The sequence below is a fragment of the Pseudomonas oryzicola genome (genome assembly GCF_014269185.2).
Lineage (GTDB): Bacteria > Pseudomonadota > Gammaproteobacteria > Pseudomonadales > Pseudomonadaceae > Aquipseudomonas > Aquipseudomonas oryzicola.
Genome location: NZ_JABWRZ020000001.1, coordinates 3,376,119 through 3,401,198 on the forward strand (window position 1 = coordinate 3,376,119; position 25,080 = coordinate 3,401,198).

Below are 25,080 nucleotides of genomic sequence, written 5' to 3' on the forward strand. Positions count from 1 at the left end.
ATGTCTGCATCGCATGAGGTATCACCCGCCACCCTGCGCCGGGTGATCGCCGCCTCGGCCATCGGCAATTTCGTGGAATGGTTCGACTTCGCCGTCTATGGCTTTCTCGCTACCCTGATCGCCAGCCAGTTCTTCGCCAGCGGCGACGCCAGCGTGGCCTTGCTGAAAACCTTCGCCGTGTTCGCCGTGGCCTTTGCCCTGCGCCCGCTGGGCGGTATCGTGTTTGGCGCGCTGGGTGACCGCCTGGGGCGCAAGCGCATCCTGTCACTGACCATCCTGCTGATGGCCGGCTCGACGACCCTGATCGGCCTGCTGCCGACCTACGCCAGCATCGGCCTGGCGGCCCCCGCACTGCTGACCTTGGCGCGCTGCCTGCAAGGCTTTTCTGCCGGTGGCGAGTATGCCGGGGCGTGCGCCTACCTGATGGAACATGCGCCCAACGACAAGCGTGCCTTCTATGGCAGTTTCGTGCCGGTATCGACCTTTTCCGCCTTTGCCTGCGCGGCCGTGATTGCCTATGGCCTGGAAGCCGGCCTGTCGGCCGAAGCCATGAATGCCTGGGGCTGGCGCATCCCGTTCCTCATCGCTGCACCTCTGGGGCTGGTTGGCCTGTACCTGCGCTGGCGCATGGAAGAAACCCCGGCGTTCCGCGAAGCCCTCGCCCAAGGCAAGGCGCATGAACATTCGCCGCTCAAGGAAACCCTGCGCCACCATGGCCGGGCGATCCGCAACCTGGGCGCCTTCATCTCGCTCACCGCGCTGTCGTTCTACATGTTCACCACCTACTTCGCCACTTACCTGCAACTGGTCGGCAACCTGACCCGGGCGCAGGCACTGCTGGTGACCACTGTGGCCTTGCTGTTCGCTGCTGTGGGCTGTCCGTTGGCCGGGGCGTTCTCGGACCGCGTCGGGCGGCGCAGGACCATCGGCTTCACCTGCCTGTGGGTGATGCTGTGCGTGTTCCCGGCATACTGGCTGGCCAGCTCCGGTTCGATACCGGGCGCACTGCTGGGGGTAATCCTGCTGGCGGTCGGGGCGTTGTGCAGTGGCGTGGTGACCGCGGCATTGCTGTCGGAAAGCTTCCCTACCCGTACCCGCTATACCGCTTCGGCGATTACCTACAACGTGGCCTATACGCTGTTTGGCGGTACCGCACCGCTGGTGGCGACCTGGCTGATCGGGCAGACCGGCAGCAGCCTGGCTCCGGCGTTCTACCTGGTGGTGATTGCGCTGGTGGCATTGCTGGGTGGGTTGGCGCTGCCGGAGACTTCACGGATTTCGTTGCATGATGAGGTGGGAGGCGACGGCGCGAGGGCTGAGGCTCGTCGTACGGCCTGAGCGTTTGGGGCTGCTTTGCAGCCCCGACAACCTCAACCCTCCTGCCCCTCCTCGCGCCGATACGCCCACTGATACAACGCCGGCAACACCAGCAAGGTCAGCGCGGTGGAGGACAGGATCCCGCCAATCACCACCGTCGCCAGCGGCCGCTGCACCTCCGCTCCGGTCCCGCTGGCCAAGGCCATCGGAATGAACCCCAGCGACGCCACCAGTGCCGTCATCAGCACCGGCCGCAAGCGCGTCAGCGCGCCCTCCTCGACCGCCACCCGCAGCGTGCGCCCTTGTTCACGCAGGCTTCGCACAAAGGCGATCATCACCAGCCCGTTGAGCACCGCCACCCCCGATAAGGCAATGAAGCCGACGCCCGCGGAAATCGACAGCGGGATGTCCCGCACCCACAGCGCCAGCACCCCGCCAGTGAGGGCGAAGGGGATGCCGGTGAACACCAGCAGGCCATCCCTGAGGTTGTTGAACATCATCAGCAACAGGGCCATGACCAGCAGCAAGGCCACCGGCACCACCACCTGCAGGCGCGCAGCCGCCGATTGCAGTTGCTCGAACTGGCCACCCCAGCGTGTCCAGTAACCCGGCGGAATCTGCACCTGCTCGAGCAGCGTCTGTTCAGCCTCCTTGACGAACGAGCCCAGGTCACGGCCACGCACATTGGCACTGACCACCACCACCCGCTTGCCGTCCTCGCGGCTGACCTGGTTCGGCCCCAGTTGCAGGTTCAGCGTGGCCACCTGCGACAACGGGATGAAGCCGATCTGCCCGGTATCCGCCGCCGCACTGGCAGGTACCGGAATCAACAGGCTGGCCAGCCCGTCGACATCCGTGCGCAAGGGTTCCGACAGGCGCACCACCATGTCGAAACGGCGGTCACCTTCATACAACGTACCGGCCGTGCGCCCCCCCACGGCGATGGCGATGGCGTCCTGCACCTCACCGACGTTGAGGCCATGCCGGGCCGCCTTGTCGCGGTCGATGTCGATGGTCAGCACCGGCAGGCCGGTGGTCTGCTCGACCTTCACCTCGGAGGCGCCCGGTACGCCCTGCAAGCGCCTGGCGATTTGCCCGGCAGTGCGGTTGAGCACGTCCATGTCATCGCCGTACAGCTTCACCGCCACATCGCTGCGCACCCCGGATATCAGCTCGTTGAAACGCAACTGGATGGGCTGCGACAGCTCGTGGTTGCTACCCGGCACGCTGGCCGCGGCGCGCTGCACCTCGGCAATCAGTTGCTCTCGCGGCTTGCCCGGGTCTTGCCATTGCGCGCGCGGGCGCAACATCACATAGGCGTCGGAGATGTTGGGCGGCATCGGGTCGGAGGCAATCTCGGCGGTGCCGGTACGGGCGAACACCCGCTGCACTTCCGGCACCTGGGCGATGATTGCCTGCTCCAGGCGCTGCTGCATGGCCACCGACTGCGACAGGCTGGTGCCCGGCACGCGCAAGGCCTGCAGGGCGAAGTCGCCCTCGCTGAGGCTGGGGACGAACTCGCTGCCCATGCGGCTGGCCAGCAGTCCGGACAACAGTACCAGGCTGGCAGCGACGGCAAACGCCAGCTTGCGCCGGCCCAGTACCCAGGCCAGCAGCGGCGCATAGCGCTGACGCGCCGTGCGCATCAGCAAGCCTTCTTCTTCCTTGACCTTGCCAGTGACGAACAGGGCGATGGCCGCCGGTACGAAGGTGACCGAGAGGACCATCGCGCCCAGCAGGGCCGTGACCACGGTGAAAGCCATGGGATGGAACATCTTGCCTTCCACCCCGGTCAGGGCAAAGATCGGCAGGTACACCACCATGATGATCAGCTGCCCGTAGATCAGCGGTCGGCGTGCCTCGCGTGCCGCGGCAAACACCTCATGGAAGCGCTCGGCGCGAGTCAGCATGCGGCCATGGCGATGCTGGGCATGGGCCAGGCGGCGGATGGCGTTTTCCACGATCACCACCGCGCCGTCGACGATGATGCCGAAGTCCAGCGCGCCAAGACTCATCAGGTTGGCGCTGACCTTGTTGGCGAACATACCGGTGAACGTGAACAGCATCGACAACGGGATGACCATGGCAGTGATCAGCGCAGCGCGGATGTTGCCCAGAAACAGGAACAACACGGCGATGACCAGGATGGCGCCTTCGACCAGGTTTTTCTTCACCGTGGCAATGGCTTTTTCCACCAGGTTGGTGCGGTCGTACACCGTCACGGCAACCACGCCCTTGGGCAGGTTGCGGTTGATTTCCACCAGCTTGGCGGCGACCGCCTGGGACACCGAACGGCTGTTCTCGCCAATCAGCATGAACACGGTGCCCAGCACCACTTCCCGACCGTTTTCGGTAGCCGCACCCGAGCGCAACTCTTGCCCCAGGCCCACCTGGGCAACGTGGCTGACCCGGATCGGGCTACCGTCGACAGTGGAGATGACGATGTTGGCGATGTCCTCGGTCGACGCCACCTGCCCCGGCGCGCGGATCAGCAACTGTTCGCCGTTACGCTCGATATAACCGGCGCCAACGTTGGCGTTGTTACGCTCCAGCGCCGTGACCAGGTCGTTGAGGGTGAGCTTGTACGCCGCCAGGCGCTTGGGCTCCGGTGCGATCAGGTATTGCTTGGCATGGCCACCGATGCTGTTCACCTCGGCTACCCCCGGTACATTGCGCAACTGTGGCTTGATGATCCAGTCCTGGATCACCCGCAGGTCGGTGAGGGTGTAGGGCGTGCCGTCCTCCTTCAGGGCGCCCGGCTCGGCTTCCACCGTCCACAGGAAGATCTCACCCAGCCCAGTGGAAATCGGCCCCATGCCCGCTTCGATACCGTCGGGCAGCTGCTCGCGGGCCACCTGCAGGCGCTCGTTGACCAATTGCCGGGCGAAGAACAGGTCGGTGCCGTCGTCGAAAATGACCGTTACCTGCGACAGTCCCGAGCGCGACAGCGAGCGGGTCTGCCTGAGCCCGGGCAGGCCGGCCATGGCGGTCTCGATGGCAAAGGTGATGCGCTGCTCGGTCTCCAGCGGCGAAAAACCGGGCGCGGCGGTGTTGATCTGCACCTGGACGTTGGTGATGTCCGGTACAGCATCGATCGGCAGTTTCTGGTAACTATGGATACCCACCGCGGCCATCAGGACCACAGCCAGCATCACCACCAGGCGCTGCTCGATGGCGAATTGGATCAGGCGTTCGAACATGCAGGGTTCCCCGGGATCAATGGCTGTGTTCGGCCGAGCCTTTGCCCAGCTCGGACTTTAGGACAAAGCTGCCGGCGGCGGCCACCTGGGTACCGGCGGCCAGGCCGCCGGTGACTTCCACCTGGCCAGCGTCGCGGCGGCCGGTCTGCACCGGGCGAGCCTCGAAACCTTCCTCGGTACGGGCAAACACCACGGTCTGCTCTTCCCAGGTTTGCAGAGCGCTTTCCGGTACCACCACGGCGGCATTGAAGCGTTCGATGCTGACCGCGACATTGACGAACAACCCAGGGCGCCATGCACCATTGGGGTTGCCCAGGGTGGCGCGCACGGTGGCGGCGCGGTTCTGCTCGCCGAGCAGGCTGCCGACATAGTTCACCCGGCCCTCGACCTGGGCCTCCAGATCCGGTGCGCTGACCGTGACATGACGGCCAGTCACCACCTTGCCAAGATCACGCGGGGCCACGGCGAAGGTGGCCCAGACCCGGCTCAGGTCGGACAGGGTGAAGGCGTTGCTGGCCGCATCGACCACCTCACCCACGGACAGGTGCTTCTCCACCACCACCGCATCGAACGGTGCACGCAGTTCATAGCGGTTGCCGGCGCCTGCCGGGCCCACGGCGGCAACCTTCTGCCGGGCATTGGCCATGGCGATCTCGGCCTCCTGCAGCGCCTGGCGGGCTTGCAGGTAGTCCTGCTCGGCGCTGATGCGTGCCTGCCACAACTGTTGCTCGCGCTCGAACGTCAGGCGCGCCAGTTCCAGGCGCCGCTGGGCGGCCTGCTGTTCACTGCGCAGATCGGAAATCTGCTGGCTGGCAATAACTGCCAGCACCTGGCCACGCTTGACCGCCTGGCCCAGCTCGGCTTGCACCGTCTCGACCACGCCTGGCACGCGTGGCACGACATGCGCCGTACGGTCTTCGTCGAAGCGGATCTCACCCGGAAAGCTGATGACGGAGCCCAGTTCACCAGGGCCGGCGGTGGCCAGTTGCACACCGGCAGCCTCGACCTGGGCACGAGTCAGGTGCAGCTTGCCCGCTTCCTCGTCGTGGCTTTCGCCAGCCGGTTGTTCAGCATGCTCGTGGCCGTCGTCATCATGCTCATCGTGCAGGGCTTCAGCACTGGAAGCCTTGCCGAGGGCGCCGGTCCAGGCCAGACCAGCGAGGCCGAATACGGCAACCGCCGCGACCAGAAGGGCGATCTTGCGTGGGTTAGTCATTGTTGCTCCTGCTGTGCGGATATTTGCTGAGGTCATCGAGGTCGCCATAGATGCGCTCGACCTGCGCCCGTGCATCGCTCGCCAAGGCCAGCGCCTCGAGGTACAGCCCACGTGCCTCGATCAGCGTGCGCTGGGCATCGAGTACGTCGAGAAAGGCGAACTTGCCCATTTCAAAGCCGCGAGTGGCCGTGTCCACTGCCTGCTGCGCAGCAGGCAGGATGGTGCGGTCATAGGCCTGCACGTCCTCCATGGCCATCGCCCACTGGCTGACAGCGCTGCGCGTTTCACTACGCAGACGCAGCGCCACGGCATTACGCAGATCCCGCGCCTGGTCGGCCCGGCGGGCTGCGGCCAGCACGTTGCCCTGGTTGCGGTCGAACAGCGGCAAAGGCATCGACAGGCCAACCACATTGACCCGCTCGCGGTCTTCGCGGCTGTACTGGCTACCGAGGCTGACGGTGAGGTTGGGAATACGCAGGGCCTTTTCCGAGAAGAGGGACGCGTCGCCGTGCTCGACCTGGGCGGCAGCCAGGCGCCACTCGGCAGTCTGCTCGACCTGACCGAGCAAAGCGTCAGCGCTGGGCGCAACACCGGGGGACAGGTTGGCCGCCTGCAATTGCCCGAAGCTTGCCTGCGGACTGCCGGTCAACCGTGCCAGGGCCTGGTAGGCCACGCTGCTCTCAGTTTGCGCGCGGCGCACTGCGGCCACGGCCTGAGCCAGTTGCACCTGGGCGCGAGTGGCCTCCACCGGTGCCGACTGGCCGGCTGCTACGCGTCCCTGCGCCACCCGCAACCCACGCTCGGTCAATGCCTGCGATTGCTGCGCCAGCTCCACGGCAGTTTGCGCGCGCAGGGCTGCGTGGAAGGCCTGCACCACGTCGGCGCGCAGGCCGTTGCGCTGGCGCTCGAGGCCCAGCTGGGCAATGGCCTGGCTGGCGCTGGCCACGGCGATGCGCGCGCCGCGCTTGCCGCCCAGTTCCAGTGGCTGGCTGAGGGTGACGGTGGTGGTGCTGGTATCGCGGCGGGTGTCCTCCCGCTCCCAGGCCAGCTCCGGGTTGGGGATCAGCCCGGCCTGGCGCCGTTCGCCGTCGGCGATGCCGATTTCCTGGCCGGCCGCAGCCAGCTCCGGGTTATTCGCAAAGGCGGCGGCCAGCGCCTGGGGCAGGCTCAGGCTCGGGCTGGCCTGGGCGCTGGCGGCGCCGGCCAGCAACAGACAGAGCAAGACGAACTTGCGGGGGATGGGCACGAAACAGCTCCTCGTCGGCGAACGTTGGCGAGGCACTGTAGAAAGCGCTGCTTATCGGGGCGGTGGCGGCAAAATGACAATTCTGTAATCAGTACGCGCTTCTCGGTAAGCGCGGTTCGATAATCGCCCACTTTCCCGGTGTCACGCTTCAGCTCGATTGACTAAACTAACCAGTCGGTACAAAACTGGATGCATCCAACAACAACAAAGCGATGCTCGTCATGAAGCCTCTCATTCTCGTGCTCAACGGCCCCAACCTGAACATGCTGGGCACCCGTGAGCCTGCCCAGTATGGCTACGAAACCCTCGCCGACCTGGCCCAGGGTTGTGCCGATACTGCCCATGCCCATGGCCTGGAAATCGAATTCCGCCAAACCAATCATGAAGGCGAACTGATCGACTGGATCCACGCCGCCCGTGGTCGCTGCGCCGGCATCGTGATCAACCCCGGTGCCTGGACCCACACCTCGGTGGCCATCCGCGACGCCTTGGTCGCCGCCGAACTGCCGGTTATCGAAGTACATCTGTCCAACGTGCACAAGCGCGAACCCTTCCGCCACCTGTCCTTCGTATCCTCCGTTGCCGTTGGCGTGATCTGCGGCCTGGGCAGCCACGGCTACCGCATGGCCCTCAGCCACTTCGCCGAAATGCTGCAGGAGCACGGCGCATGAGCCAGCAAGCCATCCTCGCTGGCCTGATCGGCCGCGGTATCCAGCTATCGCGTACCCCGGCCCTGCACGAACATGAAGGCGATGCCCAGGCCCTGCGCTACCTGTACCGGCTGATCGACGCCGACCAACTGCAACTGGACGACAGTGCCCTGCCTGGCCTGCTCGACGCCGCGCAGTACACCGGCTTCACCGGGCTCAACATCACCTACCCGTTCAAACAGGCAATCCTGCCATTGCTCGACGAGCTGTCGGAGGAAGCCCGCGGCATCGGCGCGGTGAACACCGTGGTGCTCAAGGACGGCAAGCGGGTCGGCCACAACACCGATTGCCTGGGCTTTGCCGAAGGCTTGCGCCGTGGCCTGCCCGACGTGGCCCGGCGCCAGGTGGTGCAGATGGGTGCCGGTGGCGCAGGTTCGGCTGTGGCCCATGCCCTGCTGGGGGAAGGGGTCGAGCGGTTGGTGCTGTTCGAAGTGGACGCGGCGCGTGCGCAGGCCTTGGTGGACAACCTGAATGCGCATTTCGGTAGTGGACGCGCCGTGGTCGGCAGCGACCTGGCCGTGGCGCTGGCCGACGCGGACGGGCTGGTCAACACCACCCCGGTGGGCATGGCCAAGCTGCCTGGCACACCGCTGCCGGTGGAGCTGCTGCATGCGCGCTTGTGGGTAGCCGAGATCATCTACTTCCCGCTGGAAACCGAACTGCTGCGCGCTGCCCGGGCACTGGGCTGCCGCACGCTGGATGGCAGCAACATGGCAGTGTTTCAGGCGGTGAAAGCGTTCGAACTGTTCAGCGGGCGCCAGGCTGATGCGGCGAGGATGCAGGCGCATTTTGCCAGCTTTACCTGATGATTCGGCGCATGCTGCTTCGCAGGTAACCCGCCCTCACAGGTACTGCGCCCCACTGTGGGCGCGGGTTCACCCGCAAACAGGCGGACTCAGGCCAATCATCCCTTCTCATCCAGCAACGCCTGTATCACCTGCTCCTGCCCGGCGTAATCGCCCTCGCCAAAATGCACATGACGCACCTGGCCCTTGCGGTCGACGAAATAGTGCGCCGGCCAGAACTGGTTGCCCCAGGCGTTCCACACCTTGTAGTCGTTGTCCACCGCCACCGGGTAACCGATCCCCAGCCTGGCCACCTTGTCACGCAAGGTGCCGACATCGTGCTCGTAGTCGTACTCCGGTGTGTGCACGCCGACCACTACCAGACCCCGGTCGGCATAGCGCCGTGCCCACTCGTTCACATGCGGCAGGCTGCGCTGGCAGTTGATGCAGTCCCAGGTCCAGAAATCCACCAGCACCACCTTGCCCTTCAGCGCCGGGGCATCCAGCGGCGCCGAATTGAGCCACTGGCTGGCGCCCGACAGCGACGGCATGACACCGTAGCTGTCGCGGGCCAACAGGTGCCCGGCCAGGCCCAGGCCGATCAGCGCCAGGGCAATACTGCCCACCTTCAACATCTGGCGACGATCAGTTTTCATGGCAACCGCCGGTGGCGTAGGTGCGGTACTGCACGCTTTGCTGCTGGCCCTTGGAGTCGAGGTAGTCCATGCGGGTGTTCACCAGGCCGCAGGCATTGCTCTGGTCATCCTGCACCGATAACACTTTCTGTACATCCAGGTGGTCGCCGTAGCGGTACTGCATCACGGCAGCGTCGTCCATCGGTGCGCTGGCCGCGTGTGCGGCGAGGGTGCCGAAGCCGAGCACGGCGAACAGGCTGGCGCTGGCGAAGGTCTTGAAGTTCATGGCATCTCTCCTGTGTGACGCTTTGGGGGTAGGGAGTCGTGCTCCCCGGTCGAGGGCCATTTCACCTCTGCCAGGTATCCCGTATGTGTCACCCACCGCCGTGATCTGCTTCGTCCTGTATCAGCTCCCGAGCCAGATACACTGCAATACAAAACCCAGCAGGCAAGCACGCATGCGCTCGGTACACTGCACCCACACCCTCTGCACAGGAACGCAGCATGGAACATGTCGATCACATCCTGATCGTCGACGACGACCGCGAAATCCGCGAACTGGTCGGTAATTACCTGAAGAAGAACGGCCTGCGCACCAGCATCGTCGCCGACGGCCGGCAGATGCGCGCCTTCCTCGAAGCCAACAGTGTCGACCTGATCGTGCTCGACATCATGATGCCCGGCGACGACGGCCTGTTGCTGTGCCGCGAGCTGCGCGCCGGCAAGCATCGCAACACCCCGGTGCTGATGCTGACCGCCCGTAACGACGAGACCGACCGCATCATCGGCCTGGAAATGGGTGCCGACGATTACCTGACCAAGCCGTTCTCGGCCCGCGAGCTGCTCGCCCGCATCAATGCCGTGCTGCGTCGCACACGCATGCTGCCGCCCAACCTGACCATCAGCGAAAGCAGCCGGCTGCTGGGCTTCGGCCAATGGCGCCTGGACACTACCGCGCGCCACCTGCTCGACAGCGAAGGCACCCTGGTGGCCCTCAGCGGTGCCGAGTACCGCCTGCTGCGGGTGTTTCTCGACCACCCGCAGCGGGTGCTCAGCCGTGAACAGCTGCTCAACCTGACCCAAGGCCGCGAGGCCGACATCTTCGACCGCTCCATCGACCTGCTGGTCAGCCGCCTGCGCCAGCGCCTGGGCGACGACGCGCGCGAACCCAACTGCATCAAGACCGTGCGCAGCGAGGGCTATGTGTTCTCGCTGCCGGTGCAACTGCTCGAGTCGCCGTCATGAAGTGGCCACGCACCCTCGCCTCGCGCCTGGCGCTCATCTTCTTCACCGGCCTGGTACTGGCCTACGGCCTGTCATTCGGCCTGCAGGCCTACGAGCGCTACATCAGCAGCCGCTCGATGATGCTCAGCACCCTGGAACAGGACGTGGCCACTTCGGTGGCCATCCTCGACCGCCTGCCCGCAGCCGAACGCGCCGCCTGGTTGCCGCGCCTGGAGCGGCGCACCTACCGCTACCGACTGGACCAGGGCCTGGCGGGTGAAGCGATGCCGAGCAGCGACCCGCCCATGGCCGCCGATTCGATCGTCAAGGCAATCGGCAGCGACTATCGCCTGACCTTCCAGGAAATCCCCGGCCCGATCGCGCACTTCCAGGCACACCTGAACCTGGCCGACGGTGCCCCGCTGACCATCGACGTGACCCCGGCGCCCGTCCCGGTGGCGCGCTGGCTGCCGGTGGTGCTGCTGATCCAGTTGGCCGTGCTGTTGCTGTGCACCTGGCTGGCCGTGCGCCTGGCCATCAGCCCGCTGACCCGTCTGGCCCGCGCGGTGGACAACCTCGACCCGGACAAGCCCGGAGTGCAGCTGGATGAAAGCGGGCCGCGCGAAGTGCGCTACGCCGCAGTGGCTTTCAACGCCCTGCAGGCGCGTATCGCCGCCTACCTGAAAGAGCGCATGCAGTTGCTGGCGGCAATCTCCCACGACCTGCAAACGCCAATCACGCGCATGAAGCTGCGTGTCGAGGTGATGGACGACGGGGTGGAAAAGGACAAGCTGTGGAGTGACCTGGGCGAGATGGAACATCTGGTGCGCGAAGGCGTGGCCTATGCGCGAAGCATGGACACCAGCACCGAGGCCCCATGCCGGGTCAACCTCGATGCATTCCTCGACAGCCTGGTGTTCGACTATCAGGACAGTGGTGCCCGGGTCGAGCGCCGTGGCAGCAGCGGCAGCCTGCTGGAAACCCGGCCGCATGCCTTGCGCCGGGTCCTGGTGAACCTGGTGGACAATGCCCTCAAGTTCGCCGGTGCTGCCGAGCTGGAAGTGTGCCGCGAGGGCGACCTGACGGTGATCCGCGTGCTCGACGAAGGGCCGGGAATACCCGCTGGCGAGCTGGATGAGGTGCTGAAGCCGTTCTACCGCGTGGAAGGCTCACGCAACCGCAGTACCGGTGGTACCGGGCTGGGTCTGGCCATCGCCTACCAGTTGAGCCAGGCCATGGGCGGCCGACTGACCCTGAGCAACCGCTCGAACGGCGGGCTGTGCGCACAGATCGAATTGAACGATCGGCCTTTGTGAGAGTGGGCGTCGCCCGGCGCCCGAGTACAAACTGATACACGACCCCATCACCCTCGACACACTGCAGATACCCCACCCCCACACAATCCCGGTTACAACCACACTCCGGGAGCCCCCAGATGAAACCCGTCACCCTGCCCTCTGGCTGGAAGCTGTTCGCCGCCCTTGCCGGCCTGACCCTGGCGATGACCGCCGTGGTCCTGGCCAGCCAACCTGACCCGGACGGCCTGCGCAGCGCCATCCGCGCCACCGCTCGCAGCTCGTTCGCGCTGTTCCTACTGGCATTCCTGGCCTCATCCCTGGTGACCTTGCTGCCAGGCGCCCACAGCCGCCGCATCCTTCACGAACGACGCTACCTGGGGCTGGCATTCGCCTTTTCCCACACAGTGCACGGCGTGCTGATCTATCGCTATGCCCAGCAGTTCCCCGAGTTGTTCTGGGCCAACCGCACGGTCGCTTCCAGCCTGCCCGGCACCCTCGGCTACCTGTTCTTGCTGCTGCTCACCGTGACCTCGTTCAAGGCCCCCATGCGCCTGCTGGGCGGGCGTACCTGGCAGGCCCTGCACAGCACCGGCATGTGGCTACTGGCGGCAGTGTTCTGCCTGTCGTTCTACAAACGCATCCCCATGGGCGGCTGGTACCCGCTGGCGTTCGCCCTGATGTTCAGCGCCATCACCATGAAACTCACGGCCAAGCTGGCCCGCCAGCAACGCCGTCACGCCCGCGCCATTTCCTGAGGAGATAAAACAGCATGATCACCTTGACCCGCACCCTGAACACCTTTGACCGCTTCGGCACATGGAGTGCCGACCTGCCGTTGCGGCTATTCCTGGCCTGGGAGTTTTTCGAATCCGGCTGGGAGAAGTTCAACGGCAGCAACTGGTTCGCTGACTTGCAATCGAGCTTCCCGTTCCCGTTCAACCTGCTGCCTGCGGAACTGAACTGGCAGCTGTCGATGTGGGCGGAGCTGATCCTGCCGTTGCTGCTGTTACTCGGCCTGGGTACTCGGCTGGCATCGGCGGGACTGATGGTGGTGACGGTGGTGGCGATTGCTGCGGTGCATTGGCCGGCGCACTGGTCAAGCCTGGCCGAACTGGCCCAGGGTTATGCCATTACCGACCAGGGCTTTGGCAATTTCAAATTGCCGTTGATCTACCTGGTGGCGTTGCTGCCACTGCTGCTCAAGGGGGCCGGGCGCTTGAGCCTGGACCATTGGCTCAGGGCGCGGTTCTGCAGGTAATTGCCTTGGGGCTGCTTTGCAGCCCCTTGCCGGCGAGGGGACGCAAAGCGCCCCGATACCACGTTTCACCTTGTACCGATGATGATTCCTTGCCGGCGCAGCCCCTCCAGCAATGCCAGCCCCTGTTGGACATCTCCTCCCAATGCCTCCAGCCGCGCGCGCCCAGTACCCTGCTCCAGTGCCAGCAAGCGATACGCCAATGGCGCCAGGCGTGCAAAGCGCACTTGCAACCCGGCATCACGGTAAACCAGCAACAAGGTCGGCGCCTCAGGCGCAGCCACAGGCTGGTAATCCGCACCGATCCGCTCCACCGGCCAGCGATAGGCCAACACCCGCGCCACACACGACAACAGTGGCTCCCCTTCCAGCAGGTCGCCTGCCGGGTCATGGGCCGGATCCTCGGCATCGCTCAGATACAACTGCGCCTCGACCCACTCATAGTGCGCCAGCTCCAGCTGCCAGGGCGCATCCAGCTCAATGCCTTGCAGGTAATCGACGAACGCTTCGGCTATCTCGGTGAACAACGGTGTCTGGCTGCGATAGTTGGCATAGAAATCTCGCACTCGGGCATGCCAACGCGGTTCGCCCAACGCCTGGCGCATCACCGGAAAACTGCCGGCCAGCAAACCTTCGATAGCGCCATAGAACAACTCGCGGTAAACCCTCAGGCGCCGGGCCTCCACCCCCGGCGGCGGTGCATGGCGCTGCGGGTCACGCAGGTGGCGGGCCAAGGTGTACTGCTGCTCACGCAAGGTGTCATTCATTTGCATGCCCTCCCGAAGCACGCTGCACAGTGCGAATGCGCGCCGTTTCGGCAAGCAGTTCGGCCAGCGGTGGGTAGTTGAAATCACGCTCGAGCACGGTCGGCTGCACACCAAAGCGCGCACAGGCGACCGCATACAGCGCCCACACTTCTTCCTTCACCGCAGCCCCATGGGTGTCGACCTTGAGGTCCGGCGCTTCATCGTAATGGCCGGCCACGTGCATGCCGGTCACCCGCGCCTGGGGCAAGCCCGCAAGGAATTCACGGGCGTCGTAACCGTGGTTGCAGGCATTGACGAAGACATTGTTGACGTCCAGCAGCAGGTCGCAGTCGGCCTCATCGAGGACCGCACAGATGAAATCGAGTTCGTTCATCGCCTGGTAAGGTGCGGCGTAGTAGCTGATGTTTTCCACGGCAATACGCCGCTCCAGGTGATCCTGGGCCTGGCGAATCCGCGCGGCCACATGGCGCACCGCTTCGTCGGTGAATGGGATGGGCATCAGGTCGTACAGATGTCCGTCATCGCTGCAGTAGCTCAGGTGCTCGCTGTACAGGCGCACCTGGTGGCGATCGAGAAACTGCCGGGTCTGGCCAAGGAAATGGCGATCCAGCGGCTCGCTGCCACCCAGCGACAACGACAGCCCGTGGCAGGTAATGGCAAAACGCTCGGCCAACTGCGCCAGGCCCTTGCCATAGGCACCACCCACGGCAATCCAGTTTTCCGGCGCGCATTCGAGAAAGTCCACAGCGCCAGCCTCCATGGCCAGCAGTTCCGGCAACAGGCCGCGGCGCAGGCCAAGCCCGGTCTGTAACGGTGCAGGGGACAAAGATGTGGGGTGCATGAACAGGTCTCCGCAACAGGCGCAACGCCCCACCTGACCAGCAGGAGGGGCGTTGCGCGGTTCATGGGGTAGAGGCTCAGGACTTACCGGTCAGGTGGCTGAACAAGCCTTCGGGCATGGTCTTGCCATTAGCCTGGTAGACCGCCTTGAGGTGGTCCGCCGCCTCCTGTTCGGAGATGAAGCCATCGTGGTTGCTGTCGATCTTGTCGAAGTCGCCGGCACGGTCCTTGGCTACCGCCATGAACTCGTCGCGCGAGACCTTGCCGTCGTGGTTGCTGTCGGTCTTGGCGAACGAGGCATCACCACACTTGCCCTCGCCACATTTACCTTCGGCACCGGCCTTGGCGCTGGCGCCGCACTTGCCCTCACCGCATTTGCCTTCGCCCTGGGTGGCCTTGGCGCTGCCACCACATTTGCCTTCACCACATTTGCCCTCGCCTGCCACCTTGGCCGAAGCCAGTTGGTAACCCTGGGCCAACGGTTCGACGGCAAACGCGCTGCTGCCCAATGCCATGCTGCCAATCAGGGCGGCGCCGAGCAGGCCGAGGGTGTTTCGTACTTGAGTCATGGTGTCGCTCCACTGTGGTTGGAATGTGGAGCCATTAGGCCGTTGCGGTATGTCGTGGATGTATCTAGCAGGAAGCGGTTTTGTATGGGAATGGGTCTGCGGCGCGGGCAGATACAGTGGGATACACAACGGCCCCCAGGTGCACCGGGGCCGTTGTACCGGGTCAGTCTTCCAGCGGTTTGGGCGGCGCGGCCGGCTTGGCGGGCTTGGCAGGCTTGCTGTCCTTGGCCTTGGCTTTGGTTTCCGCTGCCGCCGCGGCCACAGGCTCGGGCGCCGTCACGGCTTTTTCGCTGGCGGGCAGGTCATCGACCGCCTTGAGAATTACCTGCGGGTCGATAACCTCGCCACTCTCGTCGTCCTTGAGCATGTGCCGCTCGCCGTCCTTGCCCACCAGTATCACCTTGGTGCCCTTGCTAGCACCCAGCTTCAGCTCGCGGATCAGGGCCATGGTGGTCTGCTGCTCCAGGTTCTTGTCCTCACGCTTGCCCATCATGTTGGCGACACTGTAGATCACCAGGTTGCGCTCTTTGAAGGCGGCCTGGGTCGCCGGATCCTCGAGGGCTTTGTTCAACCCGCGCAACGTCGGGTCGGCGCTGCTGGGGGCAATGACGACCAAGGGCCTGGCCTTGCCCAGCTCCTTGGCCAGCGGCGCGTCACTATCGGCAGCGGACACAGGGCCGACCAGTGCGAGCAAGGTGGCGAGGGTCAATGACCGGACGAGCATGCGTATCTCCTTATTCTCTCGATAAACCAAAGACTACAGATCAGGGAGAAAAATCCTGCAGGCAAGCCTAAACCAACCGGGCCGGCACGTGCGTATGCAAAGGTAACCTGGCATTTCCCCCCCAGGCACATGCGCTGCTCAGCACACCGCCGATGCCCGATATTGAGCATAGTTCATCGCCATACCCCTGCCCGTGCCGGCACCGACTACTTCAAGCCGCCGCCTGTTCTGCCTGCCGGTCCAGCGCATCGAGTGTCAGCGTCATCATCAGTTCGCGTTCCGCCGCCTGCCGCTCGCCTGCCACCCGATTGATTTCGGCCAAACGCTCCGCCTCGGGCAGGTTGAAGTCGCCCTGCAACGCCTCCACGCGCTCGTGAAAGGGAGCGTCGAGCAACTCGAACCGCGTTGCATAGGCTGCGCGCAGGTGCGCTTGCCAGAAGTCACGCACGATCAATGAACTGGCAAGCCGCTCTCCGGTTTCATTGGCCAGCACCCAGTTCTGCGCCTGCGCCAATTGCCGCGCCCCTACCTGGGCGAGCGTACGAAAAGTCATGCCACTGGTGAGGACCGGCAACTCGAGCTGCTCGCGCAGCCCCAGGCGATAAGCCAGTACTATGTCGATCGGATCTGTGCCTCGCCCATCGAGTTCACGCGCGAGCACGTCCTGCTGGGCAAACTGATCGACCTCATCCAGCCGCCACATTTGCCGGCCGAGCCGCAGCAGTGCCTGCTCCTGCCCACCCGTCGCCTGGGTACGGGCCCGCCACACCAGCAAACGCAGCTCCAGGTCGCTGAAACGCAGGGCCACGCTGTCCTGGCAGGTCAACTGCTCGGCGTCATTGAACATCAGCTCGCGCAGCTCGTCCGACCCTCTCATGGCGCGCAGCACCTCCAGCACCCGGCCAGCCAGGTAACGTGCCCCGGTCAGGCGCTGGAAGTCTTCGGTCTCCATCAAGCGTTCAAGCAGGTTGAAGAACTGCGTGGCATCAGGCATGGCTTCCAGGGCCTCCCAGTGGGCGCCGAGCTCGGTACGCAAGCTGACCCCGGCCGCATCCATCCAGCGCAACCGTGCGGGTACCGCCGCCGCGCCACCATCGGCCATTGCGGCAAGCAACACCGTATGCAGCCGCTGGGCTTCGAGCTCGTCAAAAGGGTTACCTCTGAGGTGCACTTCGTACTCCGTCCATAGCCGCGAATCATAGAAACCCTCCGGCATGCTGGTTATGAGGTTGTCGCGAAAATCCACCACCCTCAGGGAGGTGCTTTGGAGGAGTCCATAAGGGACGCTCCGGATACCGGTTTCGGCAAGCCGCAGCTCGCGCAGGCGCGGCAGCCCACTCAACGAGAACGGCCGACCCAAAGGGTTATGCGACAAGTCGACGTACACCAGATTGGGGCAACTGGCCAGAATGGTGGCTTGCCCGGGATCCAGGCTGATGCGGTTTCGCTGCAGGCTCAGACGCTGCAGGTTGGGCATGCGCAGCAGCGCTTGCGGGATCCGGACAAGCCGGTTGCTGGGCATCTCCAGGCCACGGATGTTCGGGAATGCGCGCAGGAAACTCTCGGGCACATCTTCAAGCTGCATATTCTGCAGCGTCAGCGCATTTACATGGGCAAACACCACCTGTTCGGTAAACGTCGGCAGGCTGCTGGTGCGCGTTTCGGCCATGTCCCACCGGTACACCATGCCGGGCCCCACCTCTTGCGCGCCCTCCTCGGTCATCTGTTGCCAGCAACTGCGCAATGCATGACGCAACCGGCGCCGGTTCTCTCGCTCGGTGGTGTTGGTGGCGGCATGAACCCAGCGGCGCAACTGCGTGGTGAGTGCATCGAAGGTCTGCTCGTACTGCTGCAACGTGCGCTCCAGCCCCAGAACCGAGCTGCGCGCCTGTTCTACCCAGGCAAACACCTGGTCATCGGTGAAGGTCGGGTACAGGTAGCGCACGCGGCGCAGGATCGGCCCTGGTCGATACGCGCTTGGCGAGCGGCCGGGTAGGCGCCCGCTCAAGGGGTAGCCGATACGGCCGTCCGCCAGCCGGGTGGGCAGGTGCAGCCCCGACGTGGGCGAAGGGCTGAGCAGTTGCTCGACAGCCTGACGCCTGGCCAGGGCTTGGCGCGTGAGCAGCACCCGCAGGTTATGGGCAAAAGGCTCAGGCACCTGCAGGGCTGCGCGCAGGTCATCGCCATAGGCATGGCTGATGACCTCGAACAGCTCGCCCGCCTCGCCAACGGCCAGCCCTTGCGGGTCGATACGCTGGAACAGCCCGTTGTCGAAGACCAGGTCGCAGGCCGGGCTACCCGCCTGCATCGTCGCAACCGGTACAGTGCGTTCCCCGCCATTGAACAGCCGCCAGCGTATCCCGTCGCTGGCCGCCGGCAAATGCTCGAGCATCGCCAGCACAACGCGGGCAAGGTCGAGGTTTTGCGGGGTATCCCAGTGCAGCGCTTCGAACACCCGCACCATGCGCACGTCAGTCAGTCGCTGCCTGGCGGCCTCGGCCAGGCGTAACGAGATGCGCCCGGTCAGTTGCAGGCGTTCCCGGTCCGCTGCACTGGCCTTGGCCAGCAACGCTTGTGCGGCACGCCAATGAAGCCCCGGGAACACGCGCCGCAGCGCCATGACATCAGGGTCGCCTGCCACTACCTGGGCTTCAGCCTGATAGACCTGCTCGAACAACCTCCGCCGCTGGGCCCAGGCCAGGTCCGCCAGGGCTTGCCCGGAAAGGCCCGCACTCCCTGCAAGGCCGTCGAGCTGCGCCCGCACCACACTGTCTTCGGGCGGCTGCCCGGCCCGCAAGCGGGCCACCAATGTACGAATCCGCTGGTCTATCAGCACCCGCTGGGCGCTGTCGACTACTCCCGGCTCGGGCGCGCGTCCCAGTACATGCCAGGCGCGTAGCTGGTCGCTGTCCAGGTCGTGGATGCCCAGCACTTCGTCAATCTGCTCGTCCTGTAACTGCGCCAGTTGGCCACCCAGGCGCCTGAACAGGTAGCGAGGCGCATCCCACTGCATCGGCTGTTCGTACCAGAGCCTCCAGGCGCCGGCACCATTGTGCACCAGCAGCGGCCCGTGGCCGTTGCGCGGCCGCAATTGCCAGCAGCCATCGGTACTGCGCTGCACCACCCGGTAGAAGTGCTCATCGATGACTACCCAGGTGCGCTCCCCGTGGCGCCACACACCTTGCGCATCACTCACCGCATCGGCAGGTGGCGACTCGCCACGAAAGGCTGCCAGGTCACCGTCCCATAAACACACGGTGCCATCCTCCAGGCGCGCCTGGGGCATGCAGTCGACCCGCAGCGAGCGCTGCCACAGGCGCCGTGCCGCGCCCAGTGCGGTGCCTGTGGCAGCGATCACGGCCAGGTCGGTGGCCACCTCGGTGATGTGGTCCAGTGCTTCACGGACATCCCCCTCCTGCCACGCCGCCACCGACTGAAACACATCATCCAGCCATTTCCAGGCAAGCATGGCCACCAGCACGGTCCCCAGTGCGGGCAGGTAAAGACTGGCAGCGCTCAGAACGGTCAGCCCCAGCGCCTTCAGGCGTTGCTCGTACGCCAGCTGGACCTGCCGGTCCAGCTTCGCGACAGGGGGCGCGAACACCTCGGCATCATCCTTGACCTGAGCAACGCGCAGTGCCGCGAGGTGTTTGAACACATAAGCCCCCATAGGCTGCATGCGTTCGTGAAGGTCGATGTTGGCCCATGTCGTCAGGTCGTCGTAGCCCGCCTCGATGTGCGAAAAAAACGCCTGGCTGTCACGTGCCCGTACGAAGCGAGCGAAAAACTGCCGGTAGCTGGCCATTCGCAAGCGCTGCCCCAGCACACGCCGGGCAAACTGCTGCAGATCGTCATGGGCGCTCCACGCGCCGTGAGGGTCACCCGGGATATGCACCAGCACGCGCCTGGTACTGGTATGCAGCGGGGCAAAGGTTTCATCGCGAACGTCGAGCACCACGATCTGCTGCAGCGGGCAACCCAGCACTTCAAGGCGCTTGCCCAGTACCCGTGTGTCATTGAGCTGGGATAACCAGCCGTCACGCCAGAGTTTGACCAGCAATTCAAGCTCTGCTTCGTCGAGCACACCCGCATGGTGAGCCTGCATGGCATCGATCAGCATGCCGTGACGCACGCTGTCTGCCAGCAACGCCTTGCTCTGCGGCGTTGCCAGGTAGCTGTCCAGATGCTGCTGGTAACGCTCACCCAGGTCCAGTTCGCGAACCAGGCTGGCGAAAGCCACGGCACTGGGCGACTCCAGTGGCGTGCCGTCGGCCTGATAGAGGCCACAGCCCGGCGCCTGGCCAGCGGCCTTTGCTTCAGCAGCAGCAAAGCCGTGCAACGCTGCCTCGAGCAGGGGAATCTGGTAATAGACCCGTTGGGTCAAAGGCACGCGAATCGGCGCATAGGTGCTCAGCGGCTTTTCAAATGCCGTACGCATCCACAAATGGCCAAGGTCGTGATCCAAGCCATAGCGGGCCTGCAGTGCCTGGCTCAGCAAGGGTGTGGCGAAGCGATCGATCGGCACAATCTGCTGCAACAAGGCCTGCAAGCGGTATCGGCAGTCCAGGCTGCCCCTCAGTGCCTGGCACAGGACCCTCATGTGCTCGGGCTTGCCCGGGCGCATCCAGCCGGGCAAGCGCTTGGCGATGATGGCGTCCTGCTCGGCTTGTTCGAGCAGGTCGTGTGTGGCTTGCAAATTACCCATGATGCCGCCTCCGCGTGCTGAGAAAACGCAAGGCTATCGACGGACGAGCCCCCCAGGTGCCTAGCGGATTACCACCTGCTGCACCGGCAAGGGCTGTACCCGGGCACCGCTACCTCGGCGCAGCCACAGGCATCATCACCGCCGTCAGGTGGCGGCCCAACGCCTCCCGTGTCAGTTGTTTGGTCACATTGAGTTCCCACTGCTGCACGCGCTCCTGAAGCCGATCGATGTCCGCTTGCGCGGCGTTACGCTCGACCAGCGCTTCCAGTTCGGCATGGAAGAAATGTGGTGTGCTCAGGCGCGTCGCGAAGGCGCGTGCCAGGTGCTCCTTCCAGAACGGTGTGGTCGAGAGATAATCGACCAGTGCGTCCCTGGACTGGGCAACCCGCACCAGCTGCGCGGCGGCATCGATATCCGCCGGCGACAGGTTGGCAACGCCGGGGTTGAGCATTTCGTCGTGCTCGACAGGCAGGTCCAGCGCGTCGGCCAGCGCCAGTCGGTAGGCCAGTGCGAACTCCAGCGACTCCTCAGGCCGGCCGGCGCGCACAGCGTGCAAGCTACCCACTTGGTCCAGGGTATCCAACCGCCAGCATTGCCCGCCCAGGTGCAACAGCGCCCGCTCAGGGTCGTCGGCCACGCTGCCGTGCAGCGCTTTCCATTTGCGCATGCGTACTTCCAGATCGCTGAAGCGCAAGGTTGCATTGTCCTGGCAATGCTCGGTCAGCGCATGTGCGTACAGTTCCGTGCGCAGCAGAGGTTGTTCATTCATCGACACCAGCATGCGCAGCACCCTGAGGGCCAGGTAGCGCGCCAGGAACTCGTGCTGGAAATCGGCCGAACCGGTCAAACGCTGCAGCAGGTGAAAGAAGTCTCTCGACGCCTCCTGGCCATTGAGCTTGCCCCAGATATCGGCCATGCGATCGCGTTCAGCGGGTTGCACCAGGTCGGTCCAGCGCAGCATCGTCGGCACTTGGTCTTCGACTACCTCATGCCAGGAATCCTGGTCGCGCAGCAACGGGTTACCTGCAAGCCAGACCCGCCCCGCGTGCCACAAGTCCGAGCGATAGAACCCGTAGGGCAAGGTGCGGATCGCGTTGTGGCTCACATCCAGCGTATGAAGGTGCGGTGCCTCCATGACCCCGGCCGGCATCTGCGTCAACCGCGCGCCCCGCAGCATCAAGGCATTGAGCCGGGGCATGCCTGTCACTGACAGCGCACTGCTCAGCGGGTTGTGGGACAGGTTGAGGTAAACCAGCGAGCGGCAGGCCTGCAACAGGGCTGGCATACCCCCCTCGGGCCCGATCTGGTTGTTCGACAGGTCCAGCACCTGCAGGCGCTCGGCCATGGCCTGGGTCAACGCCAACGTACGCAGTCGGCAATTGCTGATGTGCAACGTGCTCAGCGTGGAGAAGGCGTGCAGAAACGTGTGCGGCACGGTGGTTATCTGCAGTGATCGCAAAGCCAGGTCCGACACATGCGCGAAGCTGACCGTCGCCGGGATCGCCGGCAGGGCATCCAGATCACTGTTGTAGCAACTCAGCAAATAGCCGCGGCCCGCCTCTACAGCCCTCAGCTGTTTGGGCACCAGGTAGCGCCAGCAGTCAATGAGCCCCCGGGCGAACTCGCGGCGTGCCTTCCAGGCCCAGGCCTTGACCGTGCCCACCTGCCAGCTCTTCAGGGTTCGCCGCAAGGTCGCCAGCTGTTGCTTCAGCTCGGCCAGTTCCGTCGCTGGGTCACGTTGCGACGCTCGCAACCGTTCCAGCCAGTGCTCGACTTCGTCATCGTCGAAACCCGGATAAAGGTCACGCAGTTCGGCGGCCAGGTTCCTGACCACTGCCCGGTCGAGCCCCAGACACTGGCGCCAACCACTCAACGGGTAACCGATGCGGCCGTTGGCCAGGCGTAACGGCATGAACATGCTGCCATTCGAGGGCTTGATGCCAAGCACCTCGGCAATCACGTCCCGCTGTCGCGCCACTTGCCGTGCCAGCTCGTTGCGTAGCTGCAAGGCGAACGGTCTGCCAATGGCCAATGCCGCACGCTGCTCACGGGTATACCCGCTGGCGATCTGCTGGAACAACTCACCGGCAGGGCCCAACGGCCCCTGGTCATCGCTGAGGTGGAACAGGCCATCCCGGTACCTGAGCTGCAACTGCCGCCCGCTCCCCCGTGTACTGAGCAGCGGCGCGCCGGCGTCACCGTCGAACAATTGCCAGCGCGGGCCGGTGTCCGCGTCAGGCACGCGCTCGAGCATGCCCAGGGTGAAGCGCGCAAGGTCGAGGGTTTGCGGCGTGTCGAACAACAGGGCTTCGTGTACACGTATGCAACGGATGCGTTTGACCAGTGTCGCTGCCGAGAGCAACAGGTCGTCCGGGCTTGCCGTGCGCAGCAGGTGTTCCGCCGCCAGCCGGTGCAGGCTGGCAAAATCGCGCTGTAATGCCTGCGTATCCTCCGTCAGAGGGTACTGTTCGTAGTACAACTGCCCCAGCAACGAACGGCGACGGTTCCAGAGGTAATCAGCCAGCTCGTCATTCGCCACATCCCCTGTACCTTGCCAACGCTGGGCCCGGGCAAGCAGTGCCGTATCGGCCACCGGCCCGCCTGCGCGCAGCTGGCTGACCAAGGCCTTGATGCGGTTCGCCAGCCTGATCCGGCTGACGGTGTCCACCACGCAGGCATCCGCTGCCTGGCCGCACACATGCAAGCCGCGCAAGTCGTCCGGTTCCATCCCGTGAATGGCCAGCACGTGATCGATCTGGTCGTCTTCCAGTTGCCTGAACTCGCCGCCCAGCCGCCGAAACATAGCGTGCGTGTCGTCCCACTCCAGCGGCTGCTCGCACCAGACCCGCCAGGCACCGGCGCCGTTGTGGCGCAACTGCGGGCCGTGGCCTTGCCTGGGCAGCAGGCGCCATTGCTCGTCGTCGCCTTGTACCACTTCGTAGAAATAGCCTTGCATGTTCACCCAGCAACGCTCGCCCAGACGATACACACCTGCAGCATCGGGCTGCGCCTGCAGCGCAGGCGGCGTAGTGCGAAAGGGCGCCAGATCGAAGCGCCAAAGCTTTTCGCTGCCATCCTCGAGCCGTGCCGTGACCAGTTGCTCGACCAGGTCGGTTTTACGCGTCACCGCGCCACCCAGCACAGACGTGATGCCCGCCGTGATGAGTGTCCTGGCGACATCCAGCAGGTGCTGGAGGGCAGCACGGGTATCACCTTCGCGCCAGCTTTCCAGCGCATGGAATGCGGCCTTGAGCATGTCCCAGGCCGTGGCTGCCACCATCACCGCAGCAATGAGCGGCACGAACAGCCCTGCTACCCCTGCCGCAGCCCAGGCGCCGGCTTCCAGGCGTTCACGCTGCGCCTGCTGTACACCGCTATCGATCATGCGCACCGGTACCGCGATGAATGCCGCGTCATCCTTGATCACATCGATACGCGCCTGGGCCTGGTGGTCGAACAAAGGCAGTGCACAGTCCACCAGGTACTGTTCCATATCCCGCGAAGCCGCTTCGGTGACATCTGCAAGCTCTGCGGTAACCCGGGCGAAAAAACCGGCCTGATCACGCAGGCGTAGGAAACGCCTGAAGAAATGCTGGTATTGAGGGTCGGCGAGGCGTTTGCCTAACGTCCTGCGAACAAACGTGTCGAGGTCTGGTGCAGCACACCATGGGCAGACCGGATCACCAGGCAGGTACACCAGCACCCGTCTGGTGCTGGTAAAACCCAGCGTGGTACGAGTGACGTGCAGCACGATGATCTGCTCCAGCGTGCATCCAAAGGCTTGCAGACGCCTGGCGGCGACCGGGTCGCCCGCGAACCTGCCAGGCTCACCGCTGCTGCACAACCCCAGGACCAGGGCCAGTTCTGCAGCGGTCAGGGCCGCCCCGGCCATTGCCTTGAAGGCATCCACCTGCATGTTCGACACCAGTTGCGCCTTGAGCGTGGCTTGCACGCCCTCGGTGCCTCTGGCGGGCGGGTACAGGACGGTGTCCAGGTGCTCCTGGTAACGCTCGCCCAGATCCAGCTGGCGGCACAGCTTGGCCAACGCCGGAGCGCTCACCCCCGGTACCATCACACCCGCCGCGTCCACCAGGCAGTCGCTGCGCGGCAGGGTGCCCGGTCTCGCTTCATCCTCGGTGAAATTGGCCAGCGCAGCGTCGACAAGTGCGATGTCGTAGTGGTTTTTTTCCTGCTGCGCCAAGTGGCCCGTGGCCAGTTCGGAATCAGGCGAAACGGTGAAGTAGGTGTGGCGGTAGAACAACGTATCGGGGTCGTGCAGGGCATGCAGTTTCTCCTGCAACGCCCGCTGCAGCAGCGGTTTGCACAACGCGCGAATGCCTTGCAGCGGCGCCAGTTGGCGCTGCAGACGCTGGTGGCAGTCGAAACTGTCTTGCAGGGCCTGCAGCAGCGTTGTCAGTTGTTCCGCCGTTACCGAAGAAGGCGGCTGCGGCGCACTGTCGGGGCTTACCAGGTTCAGCCCGCTCAGCCAGGCCGGTAAGCGGCGGGCGAGGATGCCGTCCTGAAAGCCTCGCTCCAGGTCCAGGGTTGTGGGCAATGCTCGGGTCGGATTCAGACGGTTCTGCATGTCG

Annotated in this window: 18 protein-coding genes; 7 read left to right on the top strand and 11 right to left on the bottom strand. The window is 64.8% G+C overall.

The features are described 5' to 3' along the window. Complete coding sequence (locus HU760_RS15525; protein ID WP_186675661.1) at nucleotides 1–1,338, top strand: MFS transporter; 1,338 nt, start codon at nucleotides 1–3, stop codon at nucleotides 1,336–1,338. A 32-nt stretch (nucleotides 1,339–1,370) separates the two neighbouring features. Here the strand turns inward: HU760_RS15525 and HU760_RS15530 are convergent, their stop codons facing one another. The 3 genes from HU760_RS15530 to HU760_RS15540 are packed head-to-tail and all read right to left on the bottom strand — an operon-like array spanning nucleotide 1,371 to nucleotide 6,979. Continuing rightward, complete coding sequence (locus tag HU760_RS15530) at nucleotides 1,371–4,517, bottom strand: efflux RND transporter permease subunit (RefSeq protein ID WP_186675663.1); 3,147 nt, start codon at nucleotides 4,515–4,517, stop codon at nucleotides 1,371–1,373. A 16-nt stretch (nucleotides 4,518–4,533) separates the two neighbouring features. Continuing rightward, complete coding sequence (locus HU760_RS15535; protein WP_186675665.1) at nucleotides 4,534–5,733, bottom strand: efflux RND transporter periplasmic adaptor subunit; 1,200 nt, start codon at nucleotides 5,731–5,733, stop codon at nucleotides 4,534–4,536. Then, nucleotides 5,726–6,979 carry a TolC family protein gene (locus tag HU760_RS15540; RefSeq protein WP_186675677.1) on the bottom strand — a complete coding sequence of 418 codons (1,254 nt, stop codon included), beginning with the start codon at nucleotides 6,977–6,979 and terminating at the stop codon, nucleotides 5,726–5,728. Before HU760_RS15540 ends, HU760_RS15535 begins: the two co-directional genes overlap by 8 nt. Before the next feature lie 221 nt (nucleotides 6,980–7,200). Here HU760_RS15540 and aroQ point away from each other — a divergent pair, with 221 nt between their 5' ends. Both aroQ and HU760_RS15550 read left to right on the top strand, forming a co-directional pair. Next, nucleotides 7,201–7,650, top strand: a complete 450-nt coding sequence (gene aroQ, locus HU760_RS15545; RefSeq protein ID WP_186675680.1) for a type II 3-dehydroquinate dehydratase — start codon at nucleotides 7,201–7,203, stop codon at nucleotides 7,648–7,650. After that, complete coding sequence (locus tag HU760_RS15550; RefSeq protein ID WP_186675683.1) at nucleotides 7,647–8,495, top strand: shikimate dehydrogenase; 849 nt, start codon at nucleotides 7,647–7,649, stop codon at nucleotides 8,493–8,495. The genes aroQ and HU760_RS15550 overlap by 4 nt, the downstream gene beginning before the upstream one ends. Nucleotides 8,496–8,593: 98 nt before the next feature. Here HU760_RS15550 and HU760_RS15555 read toward each other — a convergent pair whose 3' ends face one another. Continuing rightward, complete coding sequence (locus HU760_RS15555) at nucleotides 8,594–9,109, bottom strand: thioredoxin family protein (protein ID WP_186675941.1); 516 nt, start codon at nucleotides 9,107–9,109, stop codon at nucleotides 8,594–8,596. A gap of 10 nt (nucleotides 9,110–9,119) precedes the next feature. Next, nucleotides 9,120–9,395, bottom strand: a complete 276-nt coding sequence (locus HU760_RS15560) for a DUF2790 domain-containing protein (RefSeq protein WP_186675686.1) — start codon at nucleotides 9,393–9,395, stop codon at nucleotides 9,120–9,122. A gap of 218 nt (nucleotides 9,396–9,613) precedes the next feature. Here HU760_RS15560 and HU760_RS15565 point away from each other — a divergent pair, with 218 nt between their 5' ends. The 4 genes from HU760_RS15565 (at nucleotide 9,614) to HU760_RS15580 (ending at nucleotide 12,889) form a co-directional block, all read left to right on the top strand. Continuing rightward, nucleotides 9,614–10,354 carry a response regulator gene (locus HU760_RS15565; protein ID WP_016714679.1) on the top strand — a complete coding sequence of 247 codons (741 nt, stop codon included), beginning with the start codon at nucleotides 9,614–9,616 and terminating at the stop codon, nucleotides 10,352–10,354. After that, nucleotides 10,351–11,649 (top strand): sensor histidine kinase, encoded by a 1,299-nt coding sequence (locus HU760_RS15570; protein WP_186675689.1) that lies wholly within the window; start codon nucleotides 10,351–10,353, stop codon nucleotides 11,647–11,649. The genes HU760_RS15565 and HU760_RS15570 overlap by 4 nt, the downstream gene beginning before the upstream one ends. Before the next feature lie 119 nt (nucleotides 11,650–11,768). Continuing rightward, nucleotides 11,769–12,386: a ferric reductase-like transmembrane domain-containing protein gene (locus HU760_RS15575; protein WP_186675699.1), complete on the top strand. Its 618-nt coding sequence runs from the start codon at nucleotides 11,769–11,771 to the stop codon at nucleotides 12,384–12,386. 14 nt (nucleotides 12,387–12,400) lie between these two features. After that, nucleotides 12,401–12,889: an HvfX family Cu-binding RiPP maturation protein gene (locus HU760_RS15580; protein ID WP_186675701.1), complete on the top strand. Its 489-nt coding sequence runs from the start codon at nucleotides 12,401–12,403 to the stop codon at nucleotides 12,887–12,889. Between the two features lie 65 nt (nucleotides 12,890–12,954). Here HU760_RS15580 and HU760_RS15585 read toward each other — a convergent pair whose 3' ends face one another. The 6 genes from HU760_RS15585 to HU760_RS15610 all read right to left on the bottom strand — a co-directional run bounded on the left by HU760_RS15585 (nucleotide 12,955) and on the right by HU760_RS15610 (nucleotide 25,076). Beyond that, nucleotides 12,955–13,653 (bottom strand): HvfC family RiPP maturation protein, encoded by a 699-nt coding sequence (locus HU760_RS15585; RefSeq protein WP_186675715.1) that lies wholly within the window; start codon nucleotides 13,651–13,653, stop codon nucleotides 12,955–12,957. Continuing rightward, nucleotides 13,646–14,494 (bottom strand): HvfB family MNIO-type RiPP peptide maturase, encoded by an 849-nt coding sequence (locus tag HU760_RS15590; protein ID WP_186675717.1) that lies wholly within the window; start codon nucleotides 14,492–14,494, stop codon nucleotides 13,646–13,648. Before HU760_RS15590 ends, HU760_RS15585 begins: the two co-directional genes overlap by 8 nt. A gap of 76 nt (nucleotides 14,495–14,570) precedes the next feature. Continuing rightward, nucleotides 14,571–15,062, bottom strand: a complete 492-nt coding sequence (locus tag HU760_RS15595) for an HvfA family oxazolone/thioamide-modified RiPP metallophore (protein ID WP_186675719.1) — start codon at nucleotides 15,060–15,062, stop codon at nucleotides 14,571–14,573. Between the two features lie 163 nt (nucleotides 15,063–15,225). Next, nucleotides 15,226–15,786: a DUF4174 domain-containing protein gene (locus tag HU760_RS15600; protein WP_186675721.1), complete on the bottom strand. Its 561-nt coding sequence runs from the start codon at nucleotides 15,784–15,786 to the stop codon at nucleotides 15,226–15,228. 211 nt (nucleotides 15,787–15,997) lie between these two features. Next, complete coding sequence (locus HU760_RS15605) at nucleotides 15,998–20,491, bottom strand: NEL-type E3 ubiquitin ligase domain-containing protein (protein ID WP_186675722.1); 4,494 nt, start codon at nucleotides 20,489–20,491, stop codon at nucleotides 15,998–16,000. A gap of 109 nt (nucleotides 20,492–20,600) precedes the next feature. Next, the gene (locus HU760_RS15610) at nucleotides 20,601–25,076 is read right to left on the bottom strand and encodes an NEL-type E3 ubiquitin ligase domain-containing protein (protein ID WP_186675723.1); all 4,476 of its coding nucleotides are present in this window, start codon (nucleotides 25,074–25,076) and stop codon (nucleotides 20,601–20,603) included. Nucleotides 25,077–25,080 lie beyond the last annotated feature (4 nt).